17 protein-coding genes are annotated in these 18,661 nt (G+C 57.6%); 12 read left to right on the top strand and 5 right to left on the bottom strand.

All coding sequences use genetic code 11. From position 1 onward, the window contains the following. Nucleotides 1–47 precede the first annotated feature (47 nt). The 5 genes from ABWV79_RS16045 (at nucleotide 48) to ABWV79_RS16025 (ending at nucleotide 6,099) form a co-directional block, all read left to right on the top strand. Nucleotides 48–1,031, top strand: a complete 984-nt coding sequence (locus ABWV79_RS16045; RefSeq protein ID WP_353393175.1) for a glycosyltransferase family 2 protein — start codon at nucleotides 48–50, stop codon at nucleotides 1,029–1,031. A gap of 5 nt (nucleotides 1,032–1,036) precedes the next feature. After that, nucleotides 1,037–1,978: a hypothetical protein gene (locus tag ABWV79_RS16040; RefSeq protein WP_353393173.1), complete on the top strand. Its 942-nt coding sequence runs from the start codon at nucleotides 1,037–1,039 to the stop codon at nucleotides 1,976–1,978. Next, nucleotides 1,975–3,981 carry a tetratricopeptide repeat protein gene (locus tag ABWV79_RS16035; RefSeq protein ID WP_353393171.1) on the top strand — a complete coding sequence of 669 codons (2,007 nt, stop codon included), beginning with the start codon at nucleotides 1,975–1,977 and terminating at the stop codon, nucleotides 3,979–3,981. Before ABWV79_RS16040 ends, ABWV79_RS16035 begins: the two co-directional genes overlap by 4 nt. 104 nt (nucleotides 3,982–4,085) lie before the next feature. Continuing rightward, complete coding sequence (locus ABWV79_RS16030; protein WP_353393169.1) at nucleotides 4,086–5,084, top strand: glycosyltransferase family 2 protein; 999 nt, start codon at nucleotides 4,086–4,088, stop codon at nucleotides 5,082–5,084. Between the two features lie 31 nt (nucleotides 5,085–5,115). Continuing rightward, nucleotides 5,116–6,099, top strand: coding sequence for a hypothetical protein (locus ABWV79_RS16025; RefSeq protein ID WP_353393167.1), 984 nt, complete (start codon nucleotides 5,116–5,118; stop codon nucleotides 6,097–6,099). A 7-nt stretch (nucleotides 6,100–6,106) separates the two neighbouring features. On the opposite strand, the gene ABWV79_RS16020 is transcribed toward ABWV79_RS16025, so the two are convergent. Next, the gene (locus ABWV79_RS16020) at nucleotides 6,107–6,409 is read right to left on the bottom strand and encodes a DUF6476 family protein (RefSeq protein WP_353393165.1); all 303 of its coding nucleotides are present in this window, start codon (nucleotides 6,407–6,409) and stop codon (nucleotides 6,107–6,109) included. Here ABWV79_RS16020 and ABWV79_RS16015 point away from each other — a divergent pair. Together ABWV79_RS16015 and rpoH are read left to right on the top strand one after the other, a co-directional pair. Next, nucleotides 6,408–7,442 (top strand): RluA family pseudouridine synthase, encoded by a 1,035-nt coding sequence (locus ABWV79_RS16015; RefSeq protein ID WP_353393163.1) that lies wholly within the window; start codon nucleotides 6,408–6,410, stop codon nucleotides 7,440–7,442. The genes ABWV79_RS16020 and ABWV79_RS16015 overlap by 2 nt on opposite strands. A gap of 146 nt (nucleotides 7,443–7,588) precedes the next feature. After that, nucleotides 7,589–8,485, top strand: a complete 897-nt coding sequence (rpoH, locus tag ABWV79_RS16010; protein WP_170750687.1) for an RNA polymerase sigma factor RpoH — start codon at nucleotides 7,589–7,591, stop codon at nucleotides 8,483–8,485. 44 nt (nucleotides 8,486–8,529) lie between these two features. On the opposite strand, the gene ABWV79_RS16005 is transcribed toward rpoH, so the two are convergent. Beyond that, nucleotides 8,530–9,711, bottom strand: a complete 1,182-nt coding sequence (locus tag ABWV79_RS16005) for a dipeptidase (RefSeq protein ID WP_353393161.1) — start codon at nucleotides 9,709–9,711, stop codon at nucleotides 8,530–8,532. Nucleotides 9,712–9,851: 140 nt separating this feature from the next. On the opposite strand from ABWV79_RS16005, the gene ABWV79_RS16000 reads away from it, so the two are divergent. The 3 genes from ABWV79_RS16000 to ABWV79_RS15990 are packed head-to-tail and all read left to right on the top strand — an operon-like array spanning nucleotide 9,852 to nucleotide 12,045. Then, the gene (locus tag ABWV79_RS16000) at nucleotides 9,852–10,826 is read left to right on the top strand and encodes a Gfo/Idh/MocA family protein (RefSeq protein ID WP_353393160.1); all 975 of its coding nucleotides are present in this window, start codon (nucleotides 9,852–9,854) and stop codon (nucleotides 10,824–10,826) included. A 58-nt stretch (nucleotides 10,827–10,884) separates the two neighbouring features. Beyond that, on the top strand, nucleotides 10,885–11,154 hold the full coding sequence (locus tag ABWV79_RS15995; protein WP_170352835.1) for a DksA/TraR family C4-type zinc finger protein: 270 nt from the start codon (nucleotides 10,885–10,887) through the stop codon (nucleotides 11,152–11,154). Nucleotides 11,155–11,157: 3 nt separating this feature from the next. Beyond that, the gene (locus ABWV79_RS15990) at nucleotides 11,158–12,045 is read left to right on the top strand and encodes a DMT family transporter (protein WP_170756392.1); all 888 of its coding nucleotides are present in this window, start codon (nucleotides 11,158–11,160) and stop codon (nucleotides 12,043–12,045) included. Here ABWV79_RS15990 and ABWV79_RS15985 read toward each other — a convergent pair whose 3' ends face one another. From ABWV79_RS15985 to ABWV79_RS15975, 3 genes are all read right to left on the bottom strand, one after another. Then, nucleotides 12,046–13,866 carry a M3 family oligoendopeptidase gene (locus tag ABWV79_RS15985; protein WP_353393157.1) on the bottom strand — a complete coding sequence of 607 codons (1,821 nt, stop codon included), beginning with the start codon at nucleotides 13,864–13,866 and terminating at the stop codon, nucleotides 12,046–12,048. A 67-nt stretch (nucleotides 13,867–13,933) separates the two neighbouring features. After that, nucleotides 13,934–14,899, bottom strand: a complete 966-nt coding sequence (locus ABWV79_RS15980) for an alpha/beta fold hydrolase (protein ID WP_353393155.1) — start codon at nucleotides 14,897–14,899, stop codon at nucleotides 13,934–13,936. Continuing rightward, on the bottom strand, nucleotides 14,899–15,189 hold the full coding sequence (locus ABWV79_RS15975) for an SCP2 sterol-binding domain-containing protein (protein WP_353393153.1): 291 nt from the start codon (nucleotides 15,187–15,189) through the stop codon (nucleotides 14,899–14,901). Before ABWV79_RS15975 ends, ABWV79_RS15980 begins: the two co-directional genes overlap by 1 nt. Before the next feature lie 31 nt (nucleotides 15,190–15,220). Here ABWV79_RS15975 and ABWV79_RS15970 point away from each other — a divergent pair, with 31 nt between their 5' ends. Both ABWV79_RS15970 and ABWV79_RS15965 read left to right on the top strand, forming a co-directional pair. Further along, nucleotides 15,221–15,829, top strand: coding sequence for a tetratricopeptide repeat protein (locus tag ABWV79_RS15970; RefSeq protein ID WP_353393151.1), 609 nt, complete (start codon nucleotides 15,221–15,223; stop codon nucleotides 15,827–15,829). Nucleotides 15,830–15,845: 16 nt separating this feature from the next. Then, entirely contained in the window at nucleotides 15,846–18,656 is a 2,811-nt protein-coding gene (locus ABWV79_RS15965; RefSeq protein ID WP_353393149.1) for a helicase-related protein, read from the top strand. Nucleotides 18,657–18,661 lie beyond the last annotated feature (5 nt).

Here is an 18,661-nt window from a genome sequence, read left to right as displayed (position 1 = left end):
TAGGGATGTGTATGAGTCGGAGGCAAGACCATTCGGGAAAGGTGCAGATGTCTCAGGCCATTACCGTCTTCACGACAATGAAAAACGAAGGCCCCTATATGTTAGAGTGGGTGGCCTTCCATAAATCCCTTGGGGTGGAACACTTTGTGATCTTCACCAACGCTTGTGAAGATGGCACGGACGACATCGCGCGCAGGCTTCAGGATATGGGAATTGCCACACACGTTCCCAACGAAGTGAAAGAAGGCGGGAATCCTCAGCATCAGATGTTGCGACGTGCACGGCGGCAACCCAAAGTCAAAGCGGCTGATTGGCTGTTATGCCTCGACGTGGACGAGTTCTGGAACATCAGATGCGGTGACAATGGATTCGGGGCTTTGATCGCCGAGGTTGAGGACCGGGCTGGTCAGCCCGTCGATGCTATTTCGTTTGCCTGGAAGCTATTCGGCAGTTCAGGGAATATCAGCTTCGAAGATAAACCGGTGACCGAGGCGTTCTCGATGGCGGATCAGCCTTATCCGTACCATTCGGGTCGGGCGTATGGCCTGAAAACCCTGTTTCGAAACAATGGAAAATTCACGCGTTTCGGGCCGCACCGCCCAAAAGGGTTCGAAGACGAAGCGGCGGCCGACATTGCGTGGTCGGATGCTGGCGGCAAACTGTTTTCAGCAGATAAGGTAGGGTGGCGGGCCTGGCGGGGGTTTGACCATTCGCTTGGGCGTTTGCACCATTATTCGGTTCGGTCTTTGGACGGGTTCCTGATCAAGCGTGATCGGGGAAGAACCAACCATATCCGCGTGGACCAAGGGCAATCCTATTGGACGGACATGAATGCCAATAAAGAGGTCGACCAATCGATCCTGCCTGCCGCTCGCAAGGCTGCTCCGGTTCTTGAGCAACTGAAAGCGGATCCTGAATTGAACAGGCTGCACCAACAGGCCTGCGACTGGCATCGGGCCAAGATCGCGGAAATCAAGCTGCGCCCCGACTGGGTCGAGTTTCGCGGCTGGCTGGCTGAGAACCTGATCTGATAGCCATGGCGGACGATCTTTCAAAAGAACAGCTTCAACCCGAGCATCCCGAGCGTAAGACGGGGTATGAGCGGATCCTTACAGATCCGCCGCCACCGTGGTTTGTCGAGCTTTACCCGGGTGGCGACGGAACGGGGTTCATGCAGAAACTCGACCGTCATTCGATCCTGTTTCACCAACGCTCGGCGTCACAACTGGTGATCAGCTTTGACAATATTGCTAACGCCAACGACCTGTCTTTTGCGCGCGAACCCTGGGGTTGGAAGTTCTTCCGGGATGAAGGGTGGTCGCATATGGGTGTTTTTGCGCGCTCTAAGGCGTGGTACCGCGATCCTGAAATCATCTCATATTTTCAGGGTAAGGCGGCTGAGGGGTTCTTTGGCAGGTTCGACAAGGTTGTCTTTGCCGGGGCGTCAATGGGCGGGTTCGGGGCGCTGACCTTCTCCGCTCTGGTACCCGGTGCGACGGTTATTGCCTTCAATCCTCAGACCTCGTTGGATGAACGTCTTGTGCCTTGGGAAACCCGATACCGGTTTGGTCAGGTTCAGGATTGGGATTTGCCACTGGGGGATGCTGCACAAACGGTATTAAGTGCAGGTCGGGCCTACGTTTTCTATGATCCGTTCTTTGACCTTGACCGACGGCAGGTCGAACGGCTGCAGGGCGACAATGTTTTTCTGTTAAAAACGTGGTTTTCAAACCATTTTGCCGCGCCGATGTTGCGCAAGCTGGATATCCTGAAACCTGTTATGCTGGGGGCGATGGATGGATCGTTAGAGCCCGCGGCTTTTTACAAGATGATGCGCGCGCGTCGCAGGCTTCCAATGTTTATGCGGGGCATCGAGGGTATGGCGGGCGACCGTCATGACATGTTGGTTCGGCAAGCGCGTCAGCGGTTTCGCAGGCTTCGCCGGGCTGCAATGGCTGCGGCAGACGACGCATCATGAGTGCTGCGCGTGGTGTCTTCATCGGTCAGCGCCGCGACCGTATGGGTGCGCGCTTACTGATGATGCTGACCTGTATCCGCCTGGCCGAGGATTATGGTACCGACTACCGTGTCAACTGGTTCCCGCAGGGGGCGGACGCGCCAGAGTTGGACCACCCGCACGAGCTGTTCACGCAACAATGGATGGATGTTCATTTTGCAAACGCCGACGACTTTGACGCGCTGAGCAAAGACGCCAAGCCGATCTGGGCATTTCAAGGCGATGCAACCCCGGACAAGTTGATCGCGCATCTCGACGCAGGCCGCTCGGTGCTTGTGGAAGAAGGGTTTGAGGTGCTCGCCTTCCCGTGGGAGGATATCGAAGCGATCCGCCCGCGCTATCGTGACTTCATTCACCGGATTGGCTTCACGGATGAACTCCGTTTGATTATGAACCGCGCAGATGAGCGGTTATCGGGGCAGGGGGTTTCAGCCTATCATATCCGGCGTGGTGATATCTTGAATGGCCTACCGTGGAAGCACACAACCTGGCCTGCCAAGATCGAACCCGAGGAGTTCTATGAGGCGCATCTTGAAAAAGCGGCTGGTCGTGCGGCGATCATGTTCTCGGACCAGCCAGAACTGATCACGCGGTTTCAAAGGCGGTTTCCGAACCTGTTGCAAATGTCGAATATCGCGGACGTCTCGGGCATGACACGGGCACAGCGCGACTTTCTGGAGCTTTACACGATGTCGCGCGCAGATCAGGTGGTCGCACCCGTAATCAGCGCCTTTTCAATGGCGGCAGCGCGCATTTCAGGGCGACAGCGCAAGGTGTTTCGCGACGTCCTGACCGAGGACGAGATGTCCGAAGCCTATGAGGCTGCGATCACCCGATTGAACGGCCCCTTGGACAAGTTTTTGAACCCGTCCGAGGCGGCGCATATCTATTCCAAAGTGTTATTCCACTTTAATCGCCTGAATGCCGAAGATCGTACCGAAGAGGCGACCAGCTTGGGTGATAAGCTGTTACACGCAGGCGCCGATAACGCATTCCTACCGCTTTTGCAGGCCCTGAACCTGTTCTACCAAGGACAATGGGATGCCGCTTTAGGACTTGTGGACGCTGTCTTGCAGGATCCAAATGTGTGGCCCGAAGACCATGCCGTTCTGTGCGCTCTCAAGGCTGCTGCGTTGGGCGAAAAACGCAAGCGCTGGCAGGCGGCGCAAGCGTTCAGCCAGGGATTTTGGGCAAAGCCGATCCGGCCCGACGTTTTGGTGTTTGGGTCGAGGGTGGTGTACCGGGATCACATTTCACTTCGGCTGTTCCCTCCGACCGATTGGGAGTTGCAGAAGGTTATTCGCAGGCCATGGTTCAACTTCAACGCTCACGTTGCACAACGAAAAGTCCTCGTACGGCTGCCATGTAACTTCGATTTCCTGCTTATGGACTGGTGGGATTTGTCGCTGGACCAGAAAGCCCGCAGATTGTTCAGCAGCACACCGCGGTTGCAGCGCCTTGTGGATGGTCTTGCCCGCATGACGGATTTTCCGAACACAGATGTCCGAGTGCAGAGCTTTCAAACCGTGCTGAGCGTGCATACAGGGGAAATCACCGCAACCAAAGCGGTCGACTTGATGCGTCGCGTTGTTGCCGAAGCGCCCGAGAACCCTTTGTATCACAAACGACTGGCCGGGCTCTTTGAAGCCGAAGGAGACGCGACCAACGCACGTCTCGCAATGGCAGATGCATTAGCTTGTGATCCAGGTAACCCGTTTCTTGTCTTTGCGATGGGGCGCTGCCTTGAACGGATTGGTGCAACAGAACAGGGGCATAAACAGATTATTCAAGCCGCGGACATGGACAAGAACACGGCAGCTATTCAGGGCGAAGCCGGGCGCATTCTTCTGCAAAGGGGCGAAAGGAAAGCGGCCCGGCTTTATTTGCGGGCTGCGAAAGACTTGTGTCCGACATATCAACGCTTTTCCAACCAACTGCAGCGCGCAGGAGGAGGAGCATCTTGATTTTGCTTGGTTACACTCGGAATTGAACGTAGGAAGTTTGAAAGATCAAGAATGATATGTTCAGCCAGAACAAGGTATCGACAGGGCGATTGGGGCACCCAGGAATGAGCGACGAAGAATCACGGTTTATCAGCATCACCCCCATGAAAAACGAGGGGCCTTTCGTGCTGGAATGGGTGGCGCATAATCGGGCGATTGGCGTTGATCAGATCGTCGTGATGACCAATGATTGCACCGACGGTACAGATGCTTTGTTACAGAGGCTTTATGAGATGGGTGTGGTGACCCATGTCGACAACAACTCTCGTCGCCGGACAAGCCCGCAAAAGCGCGCTTATAACGCGTTTCTTAAGATGGAGATTGCACGCCCGCAGGACTGGGTGATCGTGATCGACGCGGATGAACATATCAACGTCAAGACGGGCGACAACACTCTGCGTGCGCTGACACAGGCTATTCCGGATGCCAAAACGATTTCGATGACGTGGCGGTTGTTCGGAAATGCGGGAATTGTCCGATATGAGGATCGGTTCCTGTCCGACCAGTTCCGCAAAGCCGCGCCCGAAAGGATTATTCGCCCGCCACAGGCATGGGGCTTCAAGACGATGTTCCAGCGCGGGCTATGGGACGCGCTGGGCGTCCACCGGCCGAAACGCGCGACCGTCGAAACGATGGAAGAGTGTCACTGGTACAACGGTTCTGGCCAGAAAATGCCCGAGCATTACTATGACAAAAGCTGGCGTTCGACACGCGCGTCTGTTGGGTATGAATATGTTCAACTCAACCATTATGCCCTTAAGTCCTGTGAAAGTTATCTGGTCAAAAAGATGCGCGGGCGGGCGCACCACTTGGGCGAGAGTCTGGGTCTGGAATATTGGAACATGATGAACCAGAACGCGACGACCTGCACATCCATTGACGCTGTTCTGGAGCGTAAGCGCGCGCTGTATTACGAGATGCTGGCTGACCCGGAAATCGCGCGATTGCACCACATGTCTTGTGATCTCCACAGGCAGCAGATCGCGCAGCTATGCGAGCAGCCTGAAATGCAAGAGTTGATGCAGCAAATGACGTCTGTCTCGGCCGAGAATACCGCCTCATGATGCAGTTGTATCCTGACGTCGGAGACATATGATGCTGTGGCTGCATTTGGGTATGCCCAAAACCGGAACAACAGCGCTGCAGGGTTTCTTGCGCGGCAACCAGCCCGTTCTTGATCAGATCGGCTTGCGTTACATGGAAACCGGCCGACGCAGGCTGGACGGTAATCCTCGACTTGCGATCAGCCATAACATCATCGCGTTCCACATGAACCAAAGCGATCAGCCAATGGATCCTTTCCGGGCAGGGATGACCTCGGAATTTGATGCGCATTCAGGGCAAACCTGTGTCGTGTCATCTGAGATGTTCTATTCCTGCGATTTCGAGAAGCTGGCGCAGGTATTTGCTGAAATTCCGGCGCGCGACCTGCGAATTGCATTTTACTGCCGCCGGTACTCGGATTTTTTCGAAGCCGATTACAAACAACGCGCCAAGAACGGACGCTTACCCATTGTCGGTACTGATTACATCCGTTCCCAATTGTCCCGAATTGAAGCGGAGCCTGCAGCCTTTAGCTTCACGTCACGGGTTGAGCAAATCCGAAAGGCGTTTCCGGGCGTGACGATTGTTCCCTCGGTGTATGAGCGCGAGCAGATGACCAATGGCCATGTCGTGGACGATTTTCTGTCGCGGATCGGAACGCCATTGCCAGAAGGATATGTTACAGGGTCACCATCCAACCCGTCGCAATCGCGTGCCGCAAGCGAGGCCTTTGGGGTTGTCACGCGGGCGCTGGGGCGCAAGAAAAGTCGCCAGCTCAGACGATTGATATCCGAAGACCCCGTCATGGTGCGGCGCCACGACGTTTTGGAGCCGGACGAACGGGAATGGTTGGATACCCTTATGGCAAAGCAGGATGTTGCGTTTCAGCAGGAGTTCTTTCCCGATGCGCCGCAGGTGTTCGCACCGAAACAGCTTAACGAGAGTGAGCTTGAGTTCCGCCGGGACACTCCGCAGGAACATCAGGCGTTCAGCAAAGCGTCCGAAATCGTCTTTCGAATGGCGCTGGAGAGCTGATCGCGACCTAATCCAGCTTGATTTCCTGACGCTGGCGTCCGGTCGTCTTGTCAAAAATCAGAATGCGGTGGTCGTTTGTAACGACGGCGTACCAGTTGCTGCCTATTGTCAAAGCTTGGGCCTTGGCACCATCGGGCAAGGCGATCTCGTCAGGAAGGGTGGGGGTTCTGTCCGTTAGCCGGATGACAATCAGCGCGAATGTCACTAGAACGCCGCCAATCATCACCGCGGTCAGCAGCATGACCATCCGCCGCAGCAGTCGAATCTGCGGCGTTTCCAGCGGTTCTTGAGGTTCGGAAGGGACAGTCATGAGCACTCGCCAGATTGAATTTTACATCGCGGACGATCCGCCGCCTCGTCTTGATAAGGCGCTTTCGCGTGATGTTCCACCCGAGGAAAACCTGTCTCGCACCCGTTTGGGCAAATTGATCGAAGAGGGCGCTGTCCGGATCAACGGGTCCGAGGTGCGCGACCCCAAGGCCAAGGTGTCCGCCGAGGCAGTTGTGGTGATCACAGTAGCCGAAGCCGAAGACAGCCATATCGGCCCCGAGGATATCCCGCTGGACGTCGTTTACGAAGACGCCGATTTGATTGTTGTGAACAAGCCCGCAGGCATGGTGGTGCATCCGGCCCCGGGATCGCCCAGCGGAACTTTGGTAAACGCGCTGCTGCATCATTGTGGCGATGACTTGTCCGGTGTCGGGGGGGTAAAGCGCCCGGGGATCGTACACCGGATAGATAAGGAAACCAGCGGCTTGCTGGTTGTTGCTAAATCGGATGCTGCACATCATGGGTTGGCGACCCAGTTCGAAGCCCACAGCGTCGAGCGTTATTATCGTGCGGTGTGTTACGGTGTACCCGACGCAAACGACCCGCGCTTGCGTGGCGTAAAGGGCGTGAGTTTCGAGCCCGGCAATGTCATGCGTCTGACCACGCAACTGGCGCGACACAAAACCGACCGTCAGAAACAGGCCGTTCTGTTCCACGGAGGCCGCCATGCGGTGACGCGGGCGCGGCTGGTTGAAACTTTTGGCGCTCCGGCGGGTTTGGCGTTGATTGAGTGCTGGTTGGAAACGGGTCGTACGCACCAGATTCGCGTGCACATGGCCCATGCGGGCCACGGTCTGCTTGGCGATCCGGTCTATGGCGGTAAGCGAAAACTGGCCGCTAAGGCGTTCAGCGCGGAAACCGCAGAGCTTGTTCGTGCATTCCCACGTCAAGCACTGCACGCCGCTGTTCTGGGTTTCGAACACCCGGTTTCGGGCGAAAACCTGCGGTTTGAAGCGGATCTGCCCGCCGATATGGAAAATCTGATTGAACAGCTGCGCAAGCCGTTGTCATAATGCGCAAACACTTGTGAGTAACACGTTCTTATCTTTCCTTTATCAATCGTTAATCCCAAACTGTTAACGGTACCTCTTGAACGTATGGGGATGACCTCCCATATCCTATGTTAACAACTTAAACATTTGTCGGAGGGACATGAATTATGGCAAATTACGCAAATCTCCCCGCGCCGACGCCGGAAGGCGGACTTAACCGCTATATGCAGGAAATTCGTAAGTTTCCCCTGCTTGAGCCAGAAGAAGAGTACATGCTCGCCAAGCGCTGGGTTGAAGAGCAAGATACTGAATCGGCTCATAAAATGGTCACGTCGCATTTGCGTCTGGCGGCCAAGATTGCCATGGGCTATCGCGGCTATGGTCTGCCGCAGGCCGAGGTGATTTCCGAGGCCAATGTCGGCCTGATGCAGGCCGTCAAACGGTTCGACCCGGAAAAAGGGTTCCGTCTGGCGACCTATGCGATGTGGTGGATTCGCGCCTCGATTCAGGAATACATCTTGCGGTCGTGGTCGCTGGTGAAACTGGGCACGACCTCGGCGCAGAAAAAGCTGTTTTTCAACCTGCGCAAGGCCAAGGCGCGTATCGGCGCGTTGGAAGAGGGTGACTTGCGCCCCGAGAATGTCGCTCAGATCGCCAATGATCTTGGTGTGACCGAAGAGGAAGTCATCAGCATGAACCGCCGGATGTCCGGTGGCGATGCCTCGCTGAACGCGACCGTCGGGTCCGAAGGCGAAGGCACCATGCAGTGGCAGGACTGGCTTGAGGATGAAGACGCTGATCAGGCAGGCGACTATGAGGCGCGCGACGAGCTGGACGCTCGGCGTGAACTGCTGGCGGCCGCGCTGGAGGTTCTGAACGACCGCGAGAAGGACATTCTGACCCAGCGCCGCCTGATGGATCAGCCTGTGACGCTGGAAGAACTGAGCACGCAGTATAACGTCAGCCGCGAACGCATTCGCCAGATCGAGGTACGAGCGTTCGAAAAACTGCAGAAGAAAATGCGCGATCTCGCGCGTGAGAAGGGAATGCTGGGCCAGATGTAATCAGGCCGGTGTGATTAAAAGCCCGCCTGCCTCGGCGGGCTTTTTTATTGGGCCAACTGCTGGCGAAACACGCGAACCATGTTCTCGCCCATCACCTTGCGGATTTGCGCCTCGGTCAGACCTTCGCTCAACAGGCCCGAGGTCAGCGCCGCAAGTTCAGACGTGTCAAACGCGGTCTCGACCGACCCGTCGTAATCCGACCCAAGCGAGACGTGATCTTCCCCAACAGTATCGACTGCCGCCTTGATCATCTTGGCCACGCCTGCAGGGGTGATATCTCCGCAGGTTACGTCGGCCCAGTATCCCATGCCGATTACGCCTCCGGTGGCCGCGATCTCTTGCATCAGATCATCGGGAAAGTTCCGTTTGACGGCGCAGAAGCCGTGTAGCCCGCCATGGCTGACTATCAGTGGAACGTCCGTCATCGCGATCACATCCCGTGCGACCAGAGGGCTGGAATGGGCGAGGTCGATGACGACGGGCATTTCGGCCAATTGGGCAACAACGTCGCGACCGAATTCCGTCAGTCCGGTGTTCGCCTGTCCGTGCAAGGATGCGCCCAATTCATTGTCAAAGAAGTGCTGAAGGCCAAACACCCGATGACCGGCGTCAAACAGGGCATCCAGATTGGTCAGATCCCCCTCAAGCGCGTGGGCCCCTTCGATGCCGAGGATACCCCCAACAACGGCTTGGCCGCTCGCACGTGCGGCCAGCACGTCCTCCAGATCACTGCGGGATTTGACAACTTTCAGTTTTCCACCCGAGGTTGCCTCGAACTGATGCAGCTTTTCAGCTTGATAGACTGCGCGCTGCATGAGGCTGTCCCAGGTTCGAAGCGGCCAAAGCTGCCCGATCGCCAGGAGGGTGATATTGTCGAACGCATCGGCCGAGTTGGCCTCATAGTTCTGGCCAGCAGGGGATTTCGTTACCGCGGTGAAGACCTGCAGGGCAACGTTTCCTTCGATCAGTCGGGGGATGTCCACCTGTCCTCGCGTACCGCGTTCGGTCAGGTCGCGACTCCATAGCAGGGGGTCAGCGTGCAGGTCGCCCACGATCAAACTTTCGTGTAACGCGGCGGCTGCATCTGTCACTGGGTACGGCGCGTGGTCGATGACGTTGTTGCGTTTGCCTTCGATATAGGGCGGCAAAAAAACAAAGAAAATCAACAACCCAGCGGCCATTGCTGCTCCTGTCAGCCCTCCGACCCACTTAAGAAATCTGCGCATTCCCGGTTCCTTTCAGTATGCGATGTCAGCTTACGTTCGTTTGAAGCAGATAAAAGCCTGACTTCGCGTCCAGACATTGCTAGAACAGCAGAGATTTTGCCGTTAGCGATAACGACGTTGCGAGAATGTGGGAGGGATCAATGCAAAAACCTGTTCAATGGGGTGTACTGGGCGCCGCGAATTTCGCGCGTCGGTTCATGGCACCGGCCATTCATGCAGCGGATGGGGCGCGGTTTGCCGGATTGGCGACGTCCAGCCCGGAAAAGGCCGAACCTTTTCAGGCGTTTTGCCCGGACCTGACCGTTTACGACAGTTATGATGCGATGCTGGCTGATCCGCAGATCGAGGCGGTTTATATTCCATTGCCGAACCACATGCATGTAGATTGGTCTTTGAAGGCGCTGGACGCTGGCAAACATGTGTTGTGCGAAAAACCGATGACCATGCAGGCACATGAGTTTGACGCCTTGATCGCTAAACGGGATGAAACCGGGTTGCTGGCGGCCGAGGCTTATATGATCGTGCATCATCCACAGTGGCAGTTCGCGCGCAAGCTGATCGCAGATGGCGCTATTGGTAAGCTCGTGCATGTGACGGGGGCGTTCAGTTTTGACAATCGTGCGGAAACCGAAAACATCCGCAATCGTGCGGAAACCGGTGGCGGAGGGCTGCGCGACATCGGCGTCTATGTGATTGGCAGCGCACGGTTCGCTACCGGGCAGGAACCGGTGTCGGTGCAATCTGCAATCCGGTGGGAGAACGGTATTGATGCCTTCACCGAAATTCGTGCTCAGTTCCCTGATTTTACATATTCCAGTTACGTTTCGATCCGTATGCATCCCCATCAAGAGATGGTCTTCCACGGCGAGGGCGGCGTTATTCGCCTGACGGCACCGTTCAACGCGCGGGTCTTTGGCGAAGCACGCGTCGAACTGCATCGTCCGGGGCTTGAGGTTCAGGTCACACGGTTCCCCGGTGATGATCACTATAAACTGCAGGTCGAGGCATTCTGTCGTTCAGTGCGTGAAGGGGCGGATTATCCTTGCTCACTTGAGTTTTCACGAGGGACGCAAGAGGTGATTGACCGCGTGTTCGAAGGTGCAGTGCCGCTCTGACTTGCCACACATGGGCCCCGTGACTTAATCTGGTCGCCACCCAAACAGGAGGCGACCAATGGCTGGCGGCTGGGCGCGTGACGGCGCGGTGAGTGAACAGATCGAGGCGTCGATATCCGACGAACTGGCCCGGATGCAGGCGCAAAAGCGCCCTCAGGGCGAAAGCCTGACCCATTGCGCAGAATGCGAAGAGCCGATCCCCGAGAAACGCAGACTTGCCTTGCCGGGGGTGAAACTCTGTCTGGATTGCCAGCAGGATAGGGACGGTGCGTTTAAAGCGCGGTCCGGGATCAATCGGCGCGGGTCCAAGGACAGTCAGTTGAAATAGTCCATGCCTGAGCCCATGCCAAAACAGCCCCTGTTGCAGAATGGATTGGTTCTTGGGTTCCTGGCTGCGTTCTTGTGGGGTACGCATAGCGTCATCGTGCGCTATCTGACCAGCGATCTGGGCGGGTTGCAAATCGCGGTCTCGCGCCTGTTCATCGCGGCGTTGGCGATCTGTTGCATGTTGCGTCTGATGCGGGTTTCCGTCTCGATCAGGTTGAGTGACTGGAATTTCCGTCTGGCCGTATTGTCGACCGTTGTGAACTATATCCTGTTCCACATCGGGCTTGAACATACCGGCGCGGCCAATGCGATGGTTTTGGAGAACACAGCGCCCTTTTTCGTGCTGGTTTTCCTTTATTTCTTTGCGGATACACCGGTCACGCGAACCGATGTTCTGGCCACAGTTTTGGCAATTCTGGGCGTTTTTCTGACCGTTTTCCGGGACTTTCAAGGAGGTGGAGAGCCCTTATTCGGGGATCTTCTTGAAATCGGTGCCGGGCTAAGCTGGGCGGTCTTCCTGATCTCAAGCAGTCGAGCGATGCGCAATTCGAAATCGACCGGCGAGCGGCTGAACTTCCTGTTCGGCATCTTCTTGTGTTCTGGGGTTCTTCTGCTGCCGCTTGCCGCGTTTTCGATGCAGGTTCCAACGGTGAATGACGTCGTGTTCCTGATCCTGCTGGGCGTGCTGCCGACCGCCTGCGCCTATTACCTGTGGTACGAGGCTGCTGCGCGGGTTTCGACCTTGACCGCAACCTTGATGTTTGCGGCCTCGGTCGTGTTCACCTTTATCAATTCGGCACTGTTTCTGGGGGCCGCAATCACGCCGATTGCGGCCCTTGGGGGTGTGCTGATCGTGCTGGCCGTGTTTCTGACCACCAAAAACCAGAAATGATCAGCCCTCCATCGCTTCCAATTCGTCGATAAAGCCCGAGATCATCGACAGGCCCTTATCCCAGAACTTGGGATCGCTCGCGTCCAACCCGAACGGGGCCAGCAGTTCCTTGTGGTGCATCGAACCACCGGCGCGCAGCATGTCGAAATACTTGTCCTCGAACCCATCGGACCCGCTTGCGTAGACGGAATAGAGGGCGTTCACCAAGCCGTCGCCAAACGCATAGGCGTAGACGTAGAAGGGTGAGTGGACGAAGTGTGGGATATAGGCCCAGAATGTCTCATACCCGTCCATGAATTCGAACGCGGGGCCAAGGCTTTCGGCCTGAACGCTCATCCACAAGGCGTTTATGTCGTCGGGCGTTAGCTCGCCTTCGCGGCGGGCGGCGTGGAGTTTGCATTCGAAATCATAGAACGCAATCTGGCGGACGACCGTGTTGATCATGTCCTCGACCTTACCTGCCAGCAGTACTTTGCGCTGTTCGGGGGTTTCGGCCTGATCCAGCATCTTGCGGAAGGTCAACATCTCACCAAAGACCGAGGCCGTTTCGGCCAGTGTCAGCGGAGTAGAGGACAGCATCTCGCCCTGACCGGCGGCCAGTACTTGGTGGACACCATGACCCAGCTCGTGCGCCAGGGTCATCACGTCGCGCGGTTTGCCCAGATAGTTGAGCATCACGTAGGGGTGCACGTCGGTCACGGTCGGATGCGCAAATGCACCTGGCGCTTTGCCCGGCTTCACCGCGGCATCAATCCAGCCTTTGCTGAAGAAGGGGGCGGCGATATCGCCCATGCGCGGGTCAAACGCGTTATAGGCATCCATCACGGTCTTTTCGGCCTCGTCCCAGCCAACGATGCGCGTGTCTTCCATCGGCAAGGGCGCGTTGCGGTCCCAGACCTGCATCACGTCCAGCCCCAGCCATTTGCGCTTGAGCTCGTAATAGCGGTGACTCAGTTTAGGATAGGCGGCGACCACAGCTTCGCGCAGAGCCTCAACCACTTCGGGTTCCACGTCGTTTGACAGGTGGCGACCGGTTTGAGCGGTTGGCATATTGCGCCAGCGGTCTACGATTTCTTTCTCTTTGGCCTGTGTGTTGTGAACACGGGCAAAGGTTTTGACGTTGTCCTGAAACACCCGCGCCAATTCGCGGGCGGCGGTCTCGCGTTTGGTCCGGTCCTGCTCGGTCAGCAGGTTCAGGGTGCCTTCGATGTTCAGCTCTTCGCCTTCGATGTCAAAGGTCAGACCGGCGATGGTTTCGTCAAACAGACGTTCCCATGCATCGCCGACAACACCCAGATCGTGCAGGAATTTTTCCAGCTCATCAGACAGTTGATAGGGCTTCATCGCGCGGATGCGGCGAAAGACGGGTTCGTACCGGCCCAAATCCGCGTTGGCGTCGAACCGGGCTTTCAGCGCGTCATCGTCGATACGATTGATCTCAAGCGTGAAGAACACCAGCGGCGTGGTGAAGATGGTGATCTTTTCCTGCATATCCGACAGGAACTTGGCGCGGTCCGCATCGGTGGTCAGCTGGTAGTACCGCAGACCGGCGAAGGACATGATCCGACCGGCAATGGCGTTGATCTTTTCGTTACGCAGGACGCATTGCAGCAGTCCATCGGCATCCAGATCGGCCAGCTTGCCCTCGTAGTCTGCGGCAAAGGACGCACATTCGCCTTCCAGCCAGTCCAGATCGCGCGACAATTCCGGTGCCTCTTCCGAGCTGTACAGGTCCGTCAGGTCCCATTCCGGCAGGTTGCCAAGATTGTCGGACCCGCCGACTGCGTTTGCGTCACGGACGGGGAAGGGAAGGTCGCGCATGGATCACCTCGAAATAACAGCTTTCGCCAACATCTAGGCGTGCCGGGCAGGGATCACAAGCGGGGTGTTAGTCAGACAGGGCAGGTTCACGTTCGGCAGCCATGAAATGCGCCGCCAACTGGTCGAAAACGGGGCCGCGGACCTCAGGCGCTTCCATCAAAACCTCGTGTTCCCCGTCGGGGATTTCCTCCAGCGTACCGCTGGGCCAGTTTGCCATGCGGGCGCGGATCGCCTTGCGGTCGACGATCTGTTCATGGGTTCCAAGGAAAGTCAGGCACGGAATGGTGGGGGCGGTCTGCTCCATCAACCAGGCGCATTCGTCCAGCGCCTCGCGCAGCCAGATTGTCGAGGGTGCGCCAAGCGTCAACTCGGGGTGGGCGTTCAGCTGATCCTTCATCATCTGGTACATCGCCGGATCGCGTGTCAGCACGTTGCCTTCAAACGGTTGCGACAGGACGTAGCTTTCCAAAGATGTCGTGGGCGGGGTTTTCTCACCCAGCCCGAACCGAGGGCCCCAATAGGCGGTCAAACGGCTCAGCGGTTTCATCAGCGGCGTGAAGAAAATCCCCCACATCGGTCCCGTGAAGGCGCAGGTGGCAAACTTGTCAGTTTCAAGTACAGCCCGCAGGCCAATGGCACCGCCCATCGAGTGACCGATGACGTGCCACGGTTTGGGTAGATCCAGCTCTGTGGCCAGCGCAAAAGCGGCCTGAGCATCCATCTGATAATCCGGTATCGTATCGACATGTCCGACACGCGGGTCGTCCAGAGGGCGATCGGCCAGCCCCTGACCACGCCAGTCGATCGCCAGAAATGCAAATCCACGCCCGACAAACTCAGTCGCGGCATTGCCGTACTTCTCAATATATTCTGTACGGCCAGGAAACATGAACACTGTCCCGACCGCATCACCCTGTGGCAGCCAGTGAGCCACTCGGATGCGAACCCTGTCAGAGGTCGTCAGCCAATGGGCCTGTCCACCGGCGGGTGCGCCGGCCACGTCTTCGAACAAAGGGGCCGACGACATTTCCATCAGGCCAGCGCCGATGCCAGTTGCATGGCGACACCCATGTCACCATCGACGGTCAGCTTGCCGGTCATGAAAGCACCGGTCGGGTTCAGCTCACCGCTAAGGATTTGTTCGAACGTGTCGACATCAGCGTTCATGGTGACGTCAGCATCTTCGTCGCTGACACGCGCGCCGCTGCCGTCCAGAACAATCGAACCCACACCTTCAATGGCAAACTTGGCGGATGCGCCAAAGCCGCTGTCGGCCAGTTTTTCGTTCAGCGCCGCTGCGGCTTTTTCCAGAGTGTCGCTCATGGTTCTCCTCACTTTGATTTGAGCACAGGGAATGGACATCCTCCTGCGCTACGCTACACTGACCGTTGTTATGAGCATTGCAAGCACCAATCTCAAAGGTATCGTCGCGGCAACCGCGCTGCTAGTCACGTTTTCCATCCCTTGTCTTGCACAGCAGGCAGATTCACGGGATGAAGCCGAGCTATTGCAGCAACTGGCGCAATCAACACCCGATCAAGCGATTGGCATTGATCGTCAACTCAAGTCTCTGTGGTCGTTATCGGGTTCAGCCTCGGCTGATCTGTTGCTGGAACGGGGACGTGAGGCGCTGGATGACGGTGATACAAAGGCGGCTATCGAACATCTGACGGCGCTGACCGATCATGCGCCTGACTTTGCAGAAGGGTGGCACGTACGCGCGTCGGCATTTTTTGGGGTTGAACGGTTTGGCTTGGCAGCCGCTGATCTGGAATATGCGCTGACACTTAACCCGAACCATTACGAAGCGATTTACGGTCTTGGCCTGATCTTTGAGATTATTGGCCAACCGGACAAAGCGCTGGCTATCTACGAGCGTGCATTGGCTATACATCCCCATCATGAAGAAGTAACCAATGCGGTGAATCGACTGAAGCCTCAGGTCGAGGGCTCGTCCCTCTAAGGGGCAGGGGGCAAGAGTGAGCGGGTCATCCCGAATCGTGGCCGTACTGGGCCCAACCAATACAGGCAAAACTCATTACGCGATCGAGCGGATGCTGGGCCACCGGACAGGTGTTATCGGCCTGCCGCTGCGTCTGCTGGCGCGCGAGGTTTATGACAAGATCGTCGCCATTCGCGGGCCGTCCGTCGTGGCGCTTGTTACGGGCGAAGAACGGATCGTGCCGCCGCGCACCCAATACTGGGTCTGCACGGTCGAGGCGATGCCCGAAGGCATGGGTGCCGATTTCGTGGCAATCGACGAAATCCAGCTCTGTACCGACCCCGAGCGCGGCCATGTTTTCACCGACCGTCTGCTGCGGTCTCGCGGTACAAGCGAGACGCTGTTCCTAGGCTCGGACACCATGCGTGGTCCCATATCAGCGCTGGTGCCCGAGGCACAGTTTGTGCGGCGCGAACGGATGTCTCAACTGGTCTATGCCGGGTCGAAAAAGATCAGCCGGATGCCTCCACGCAGCGCCATCGTCGGGTTCTCGGTTGATAACGTCTATGCCATCGCGGAACTGCTGCGTCGTCAAAAGGGCGGGGCGGCCGTGGTCATGGGTGCGCTCAGCCCGCGCACCCGGAATGCGCAGGTGGACCTGTATCAGAATGGCGAAGTTGATTATCTGGTCGCAACCGACGCCATCGGTATGGGCTTGAATCTGGACGTGAATCACGTGGCGTTTTCTTCGCTGACCAAGTTTGACGGTCGGCGGATGCGGCCCTTGGCCCCAAACGAACTGGCCCAGATCGCAGGCCGGGCCGGGCGTGGGATGTCGGATGGCACGTTTGGCGTCACGGGCGAGGCCCCGCCGTTGGACGAAGGCACGGCACAAGCGATCATGGACAGCCGCTTCACGCCGATGAAAAAGCTGAACTGGCGGAATGCTGCCTTGCGGTTCGGATCCATCGAGGCGCTGATCGACTCGCTAGAAATCAGTCCCGACAACGAAAACCTGCTCAAAGCACGGCCCGCCGACGATCTGAACGTGCTGAAATCGCTGTCACAAGTGACCGAGGTCATGGCCCGCGCCAGCGATCCTCAATCCGTGCGCTTGCTGTGGGATGTGTGCCGAATCCCCGATTTTCGCGGCATCAGCCATTCGGAACATGCCAGCCTGCTCGAGGTGATCTACGGGCATCTGCACGAACGCCAGTCGATCCCTGATGACTTCATGGCGCGGCAAATCCGCCGGATTGATCGGACGGACGGAGATATTGATGCGCTCTCCAAACGGCTAGCATATATTCGCACCTGGACATATGTTGCGCAACGAAACGGATGGGTGCGTGACGAATCCCATTGGCGTGAGGAAACGCGCACTGTAGAAGACAGGCTGTCAGATGCATTACATGACCGTCTGACCCAACGATTTGTGGACCGGCGCACATCCGTTTTGCTGCGGCGGCTCAAACAGAAGGAGGCCCTTTTGGCCGAAGTAAATGACAAGGGTGAAGTGACCGTCGAAGGCGAATTCGTCGGTCGTTTGGAAGGGTTCCGGTTTAGCCCGGACAAGGCTGCGCAGGGGACCGAGGCGAAAGCTTTGAAATCGGCGTCCTTGCAGGCCCTCGCGCCGCAATTCCATCTGCGCGCCGACCGCTTTTACAACGCGCCCGATACCGAAATTGATTTCACCGAACAAGGTGGCCTTATGTGGGGCGAATATGCCGTCGGCAAGCTGGTAGCCGGGGCAGAACCGCTCAAGCCCATGGTCGAGGTCTTCGTGGATGAAGCCGCAGGCCCCGACGTCGAACAAAAAGTGCAGCGCCGCTTGCAGCACTTCATCGACCGCAAGGTGGCTGCGCTGTTTGAACCGCTGCTGAACTTGTCACGGGACGAGGAGCTGAGCGGTCTGGCCAAGGGGTTTGCCTTCCGCATGGTCGAGGCATTGGGCATTCTGCCTCGCGCGCAGGTCGCGCATGACGTGAAGGATCTGGATCAGGACGCCCGCGGCGCGCTGCGCAAGCACGGCATCCGGTTCGGGCAGTTCACTATCTTCATGCCGCTGCTGCTGAAACCTGCGCCGACGCGCCTTCGTCTTGTTCTGTGGGCGCTTGCGGGTGGTTTGCAGGAATTTCCCGAAGCGCCACCTCCGGGTCTGGTCACGGTGCCCGTCGCCAAGGACGCGCCGCGGGGCTATGACACAATGTGCGGTTACCGCGATGCCGGTGAGCGTTCGATCCGCATCGACATGCTGGAACGTCTGGCCGACATGCTGCGCTCCGAGGACAGTCGTGGTGGGTTCGAAGCCAAGCCCGACATGCTCTCGATCACCGGTATGACTCTGGAACAATTCGCCGACCTGATGCAAGGCTTGGGTTACAAGGCCGAGCGTGGCGAGCGTGAAAAGGTCAAAGCCGCTCCTGCTGAACAACCTGCGGCAGAAGCGTCCGAGCAACCTGTGACTGAGGAAACCCCGGCAGACGCAGGTGCGACAGATGAGGCCGCCGCACCTGCCGAGGCGGCAGCCGAGGCCACCGAAAGTACCGAGGCGGCAGCCGAGGCTCCGGTCGCAGAACCCGCAAGTGATGAGCCCGAGGTTGAGGTGTTCTACACCTTCACGTGGGGCCGTCAGCGTCAGCAAAATCGTGGCCCGCGCCGCGAACAGGGGCAGGGCAAGGGCAAGCCGCGTGGCAAACCTCAGGACAACCGCCGCCCGCAGGGCAAAAAGGGTGGCAAGCCGCAAGGCGCGAAATCCTTCTCGGCCCGTCCGCCCAAGAAAGAGAAAGCCATTGACCCCGACAACCCCTTCGCCGCTGCGTTGATGGGGCTGAAGGACAGCAACTAAACGCG

Origin of the sequence: Ruegeria sp. HU-ET01832 (assembly GCF_040371315.1) — a bacterium.
Taxonomy (GTDB): Bacteria; Pseudomonadota; Alphaproteobacteria; order Rhodobacterales; family Rhodobacteraceae; genus Ruegeria; species Ruegeria lacuscaerulensis_A.
The sequence above is the reverse complement of the archived record's forward strand: the minus strand, read 5'-3'. Positions and strand labels throughout refer to the sequence as shown.

What these genes read in the sequence shown, in the direction of transcription:
- ABWV79_RS16045 (WP_353393175.1), top strand. Translation starts at nt 48, where the DNA reads ATGTCTCAGGCCATTACCGTCTTCACGACAATGAAAAACGAAGGCCCC.
- ABWV79_RS16040 (WP_353393173.1), top strand. Translation starts at nt 1,037, where the DNA reads ATGGCGGACGATCTTTCAAAAGAACAGCTTCAACCCGAGCATCCCGAG.
- ABWV79_RS16035 (WP_353393171.1), top strand. Translation starts at nt 1,975, where the DNA reads ATGAGTGCTGCGCGTGGTGTCTTCATCGGTCAGCGCCGCGACCGTATG.
- ABWV79_RS16030 (WP_353393169.1), top strand. Translation starts at nt 4,086, where the DNA reads ATGAGCGACGAAGAATCACGGTTTATCAGCATCACCCCCATGAAAAAC.
- ABWV79_RS16025 (WP_353393167.1), top strand. Translation starts at nt 5,116, where the DNA reads ATGCTGTGGCTGCATTTGGGTATGCCCAAAACCGGAACAACAGCGCTG.
- ABWV79_RS16015 (WP_353393163.1), top strand. Translation starts at nt 6,408, where the DNA reads ATGAGCACTCGCCAGATTGAATTTTACATCGCGGACGATCCGCCGCCT.
- ABWV79_RS16020 (WP_353393165.1), bottom strand. Translation starts at nt 6,409, where the DNA reads ATGACTGTCCCTTCCGAACCTCAAGAACCGCTGGAAACGCCGCAGATT.
- rpoH (WP_170750687.1), top strand. Translation starts at nt 7,589, where the DNA reads ATGGCAAATTACGCAAATCTCCCCGCGCCGACGCCGGAAGGCGGACTT.
- ABWV79_RS16005 (WP_353393161.1), bottom strand. Translation starts at nt 9,711, where the DNA reads ATGCGCAGATTTCTTAAGTGGGTCGGAGGGCTGACAGGAGCAGCAATG.
- ABWV79_RS16000 (WP_353393160.1), top strand. Translation starts at nt 9,852, where the DNA reads ATGCAAAAACCTGTTCAATGGGGTGTACTGGGCGCCGCGAATTTCGCG.
- ABWV79_RS15995 (WP_170352835.1), top strand. Translation starts at nt 10,885, where the DNA reads ATGGCTGGCGGCTGGGCGCGTGACGGCGCGGTGAGTGAACAGATCGAG.
- ABWV79_RS15990 (WP_170756392.1), top strand. Translation starts at nt 11,158, where the DNA reads ATGCCTGAGCCCATGCCAAAACAGCCCCTGTTGCAGAATGGATTGGTT.
- ABWV79_RS15985 (WP_353393157.1), bottom strand. Translation starts at nt 13,866, where the DNA reads ATGCGCGACCTTCCCTTCCCCGTCCGTGACGCAAACGCAGTCGGCGGG.
- ABWV79_RS15980 (WP_353393155.1), bottom strand. Translation starts at nt 14,899, where the DNA reads ATGGAAATGTCGTCGGCCCCTTTGTTCGAAGACGTGGCCGGCGCACCC.
- ABWV79_RS15975 (WP_353393153.1), bottom strand. Translation starts at nt 15,189, where the DNA reads ATGAGCGACACTCTGGAAAAAGCCGCAGCGGCGCTGAACGAAAAACTG.
- ABWV79_RS15970 (WP_353393151.1), top strand. Translation starts at nt 15,221, where the DNA reads ATGGACATCCTCCTGCGCTACGCTACACTGACCGTTGTTATGAGCATT.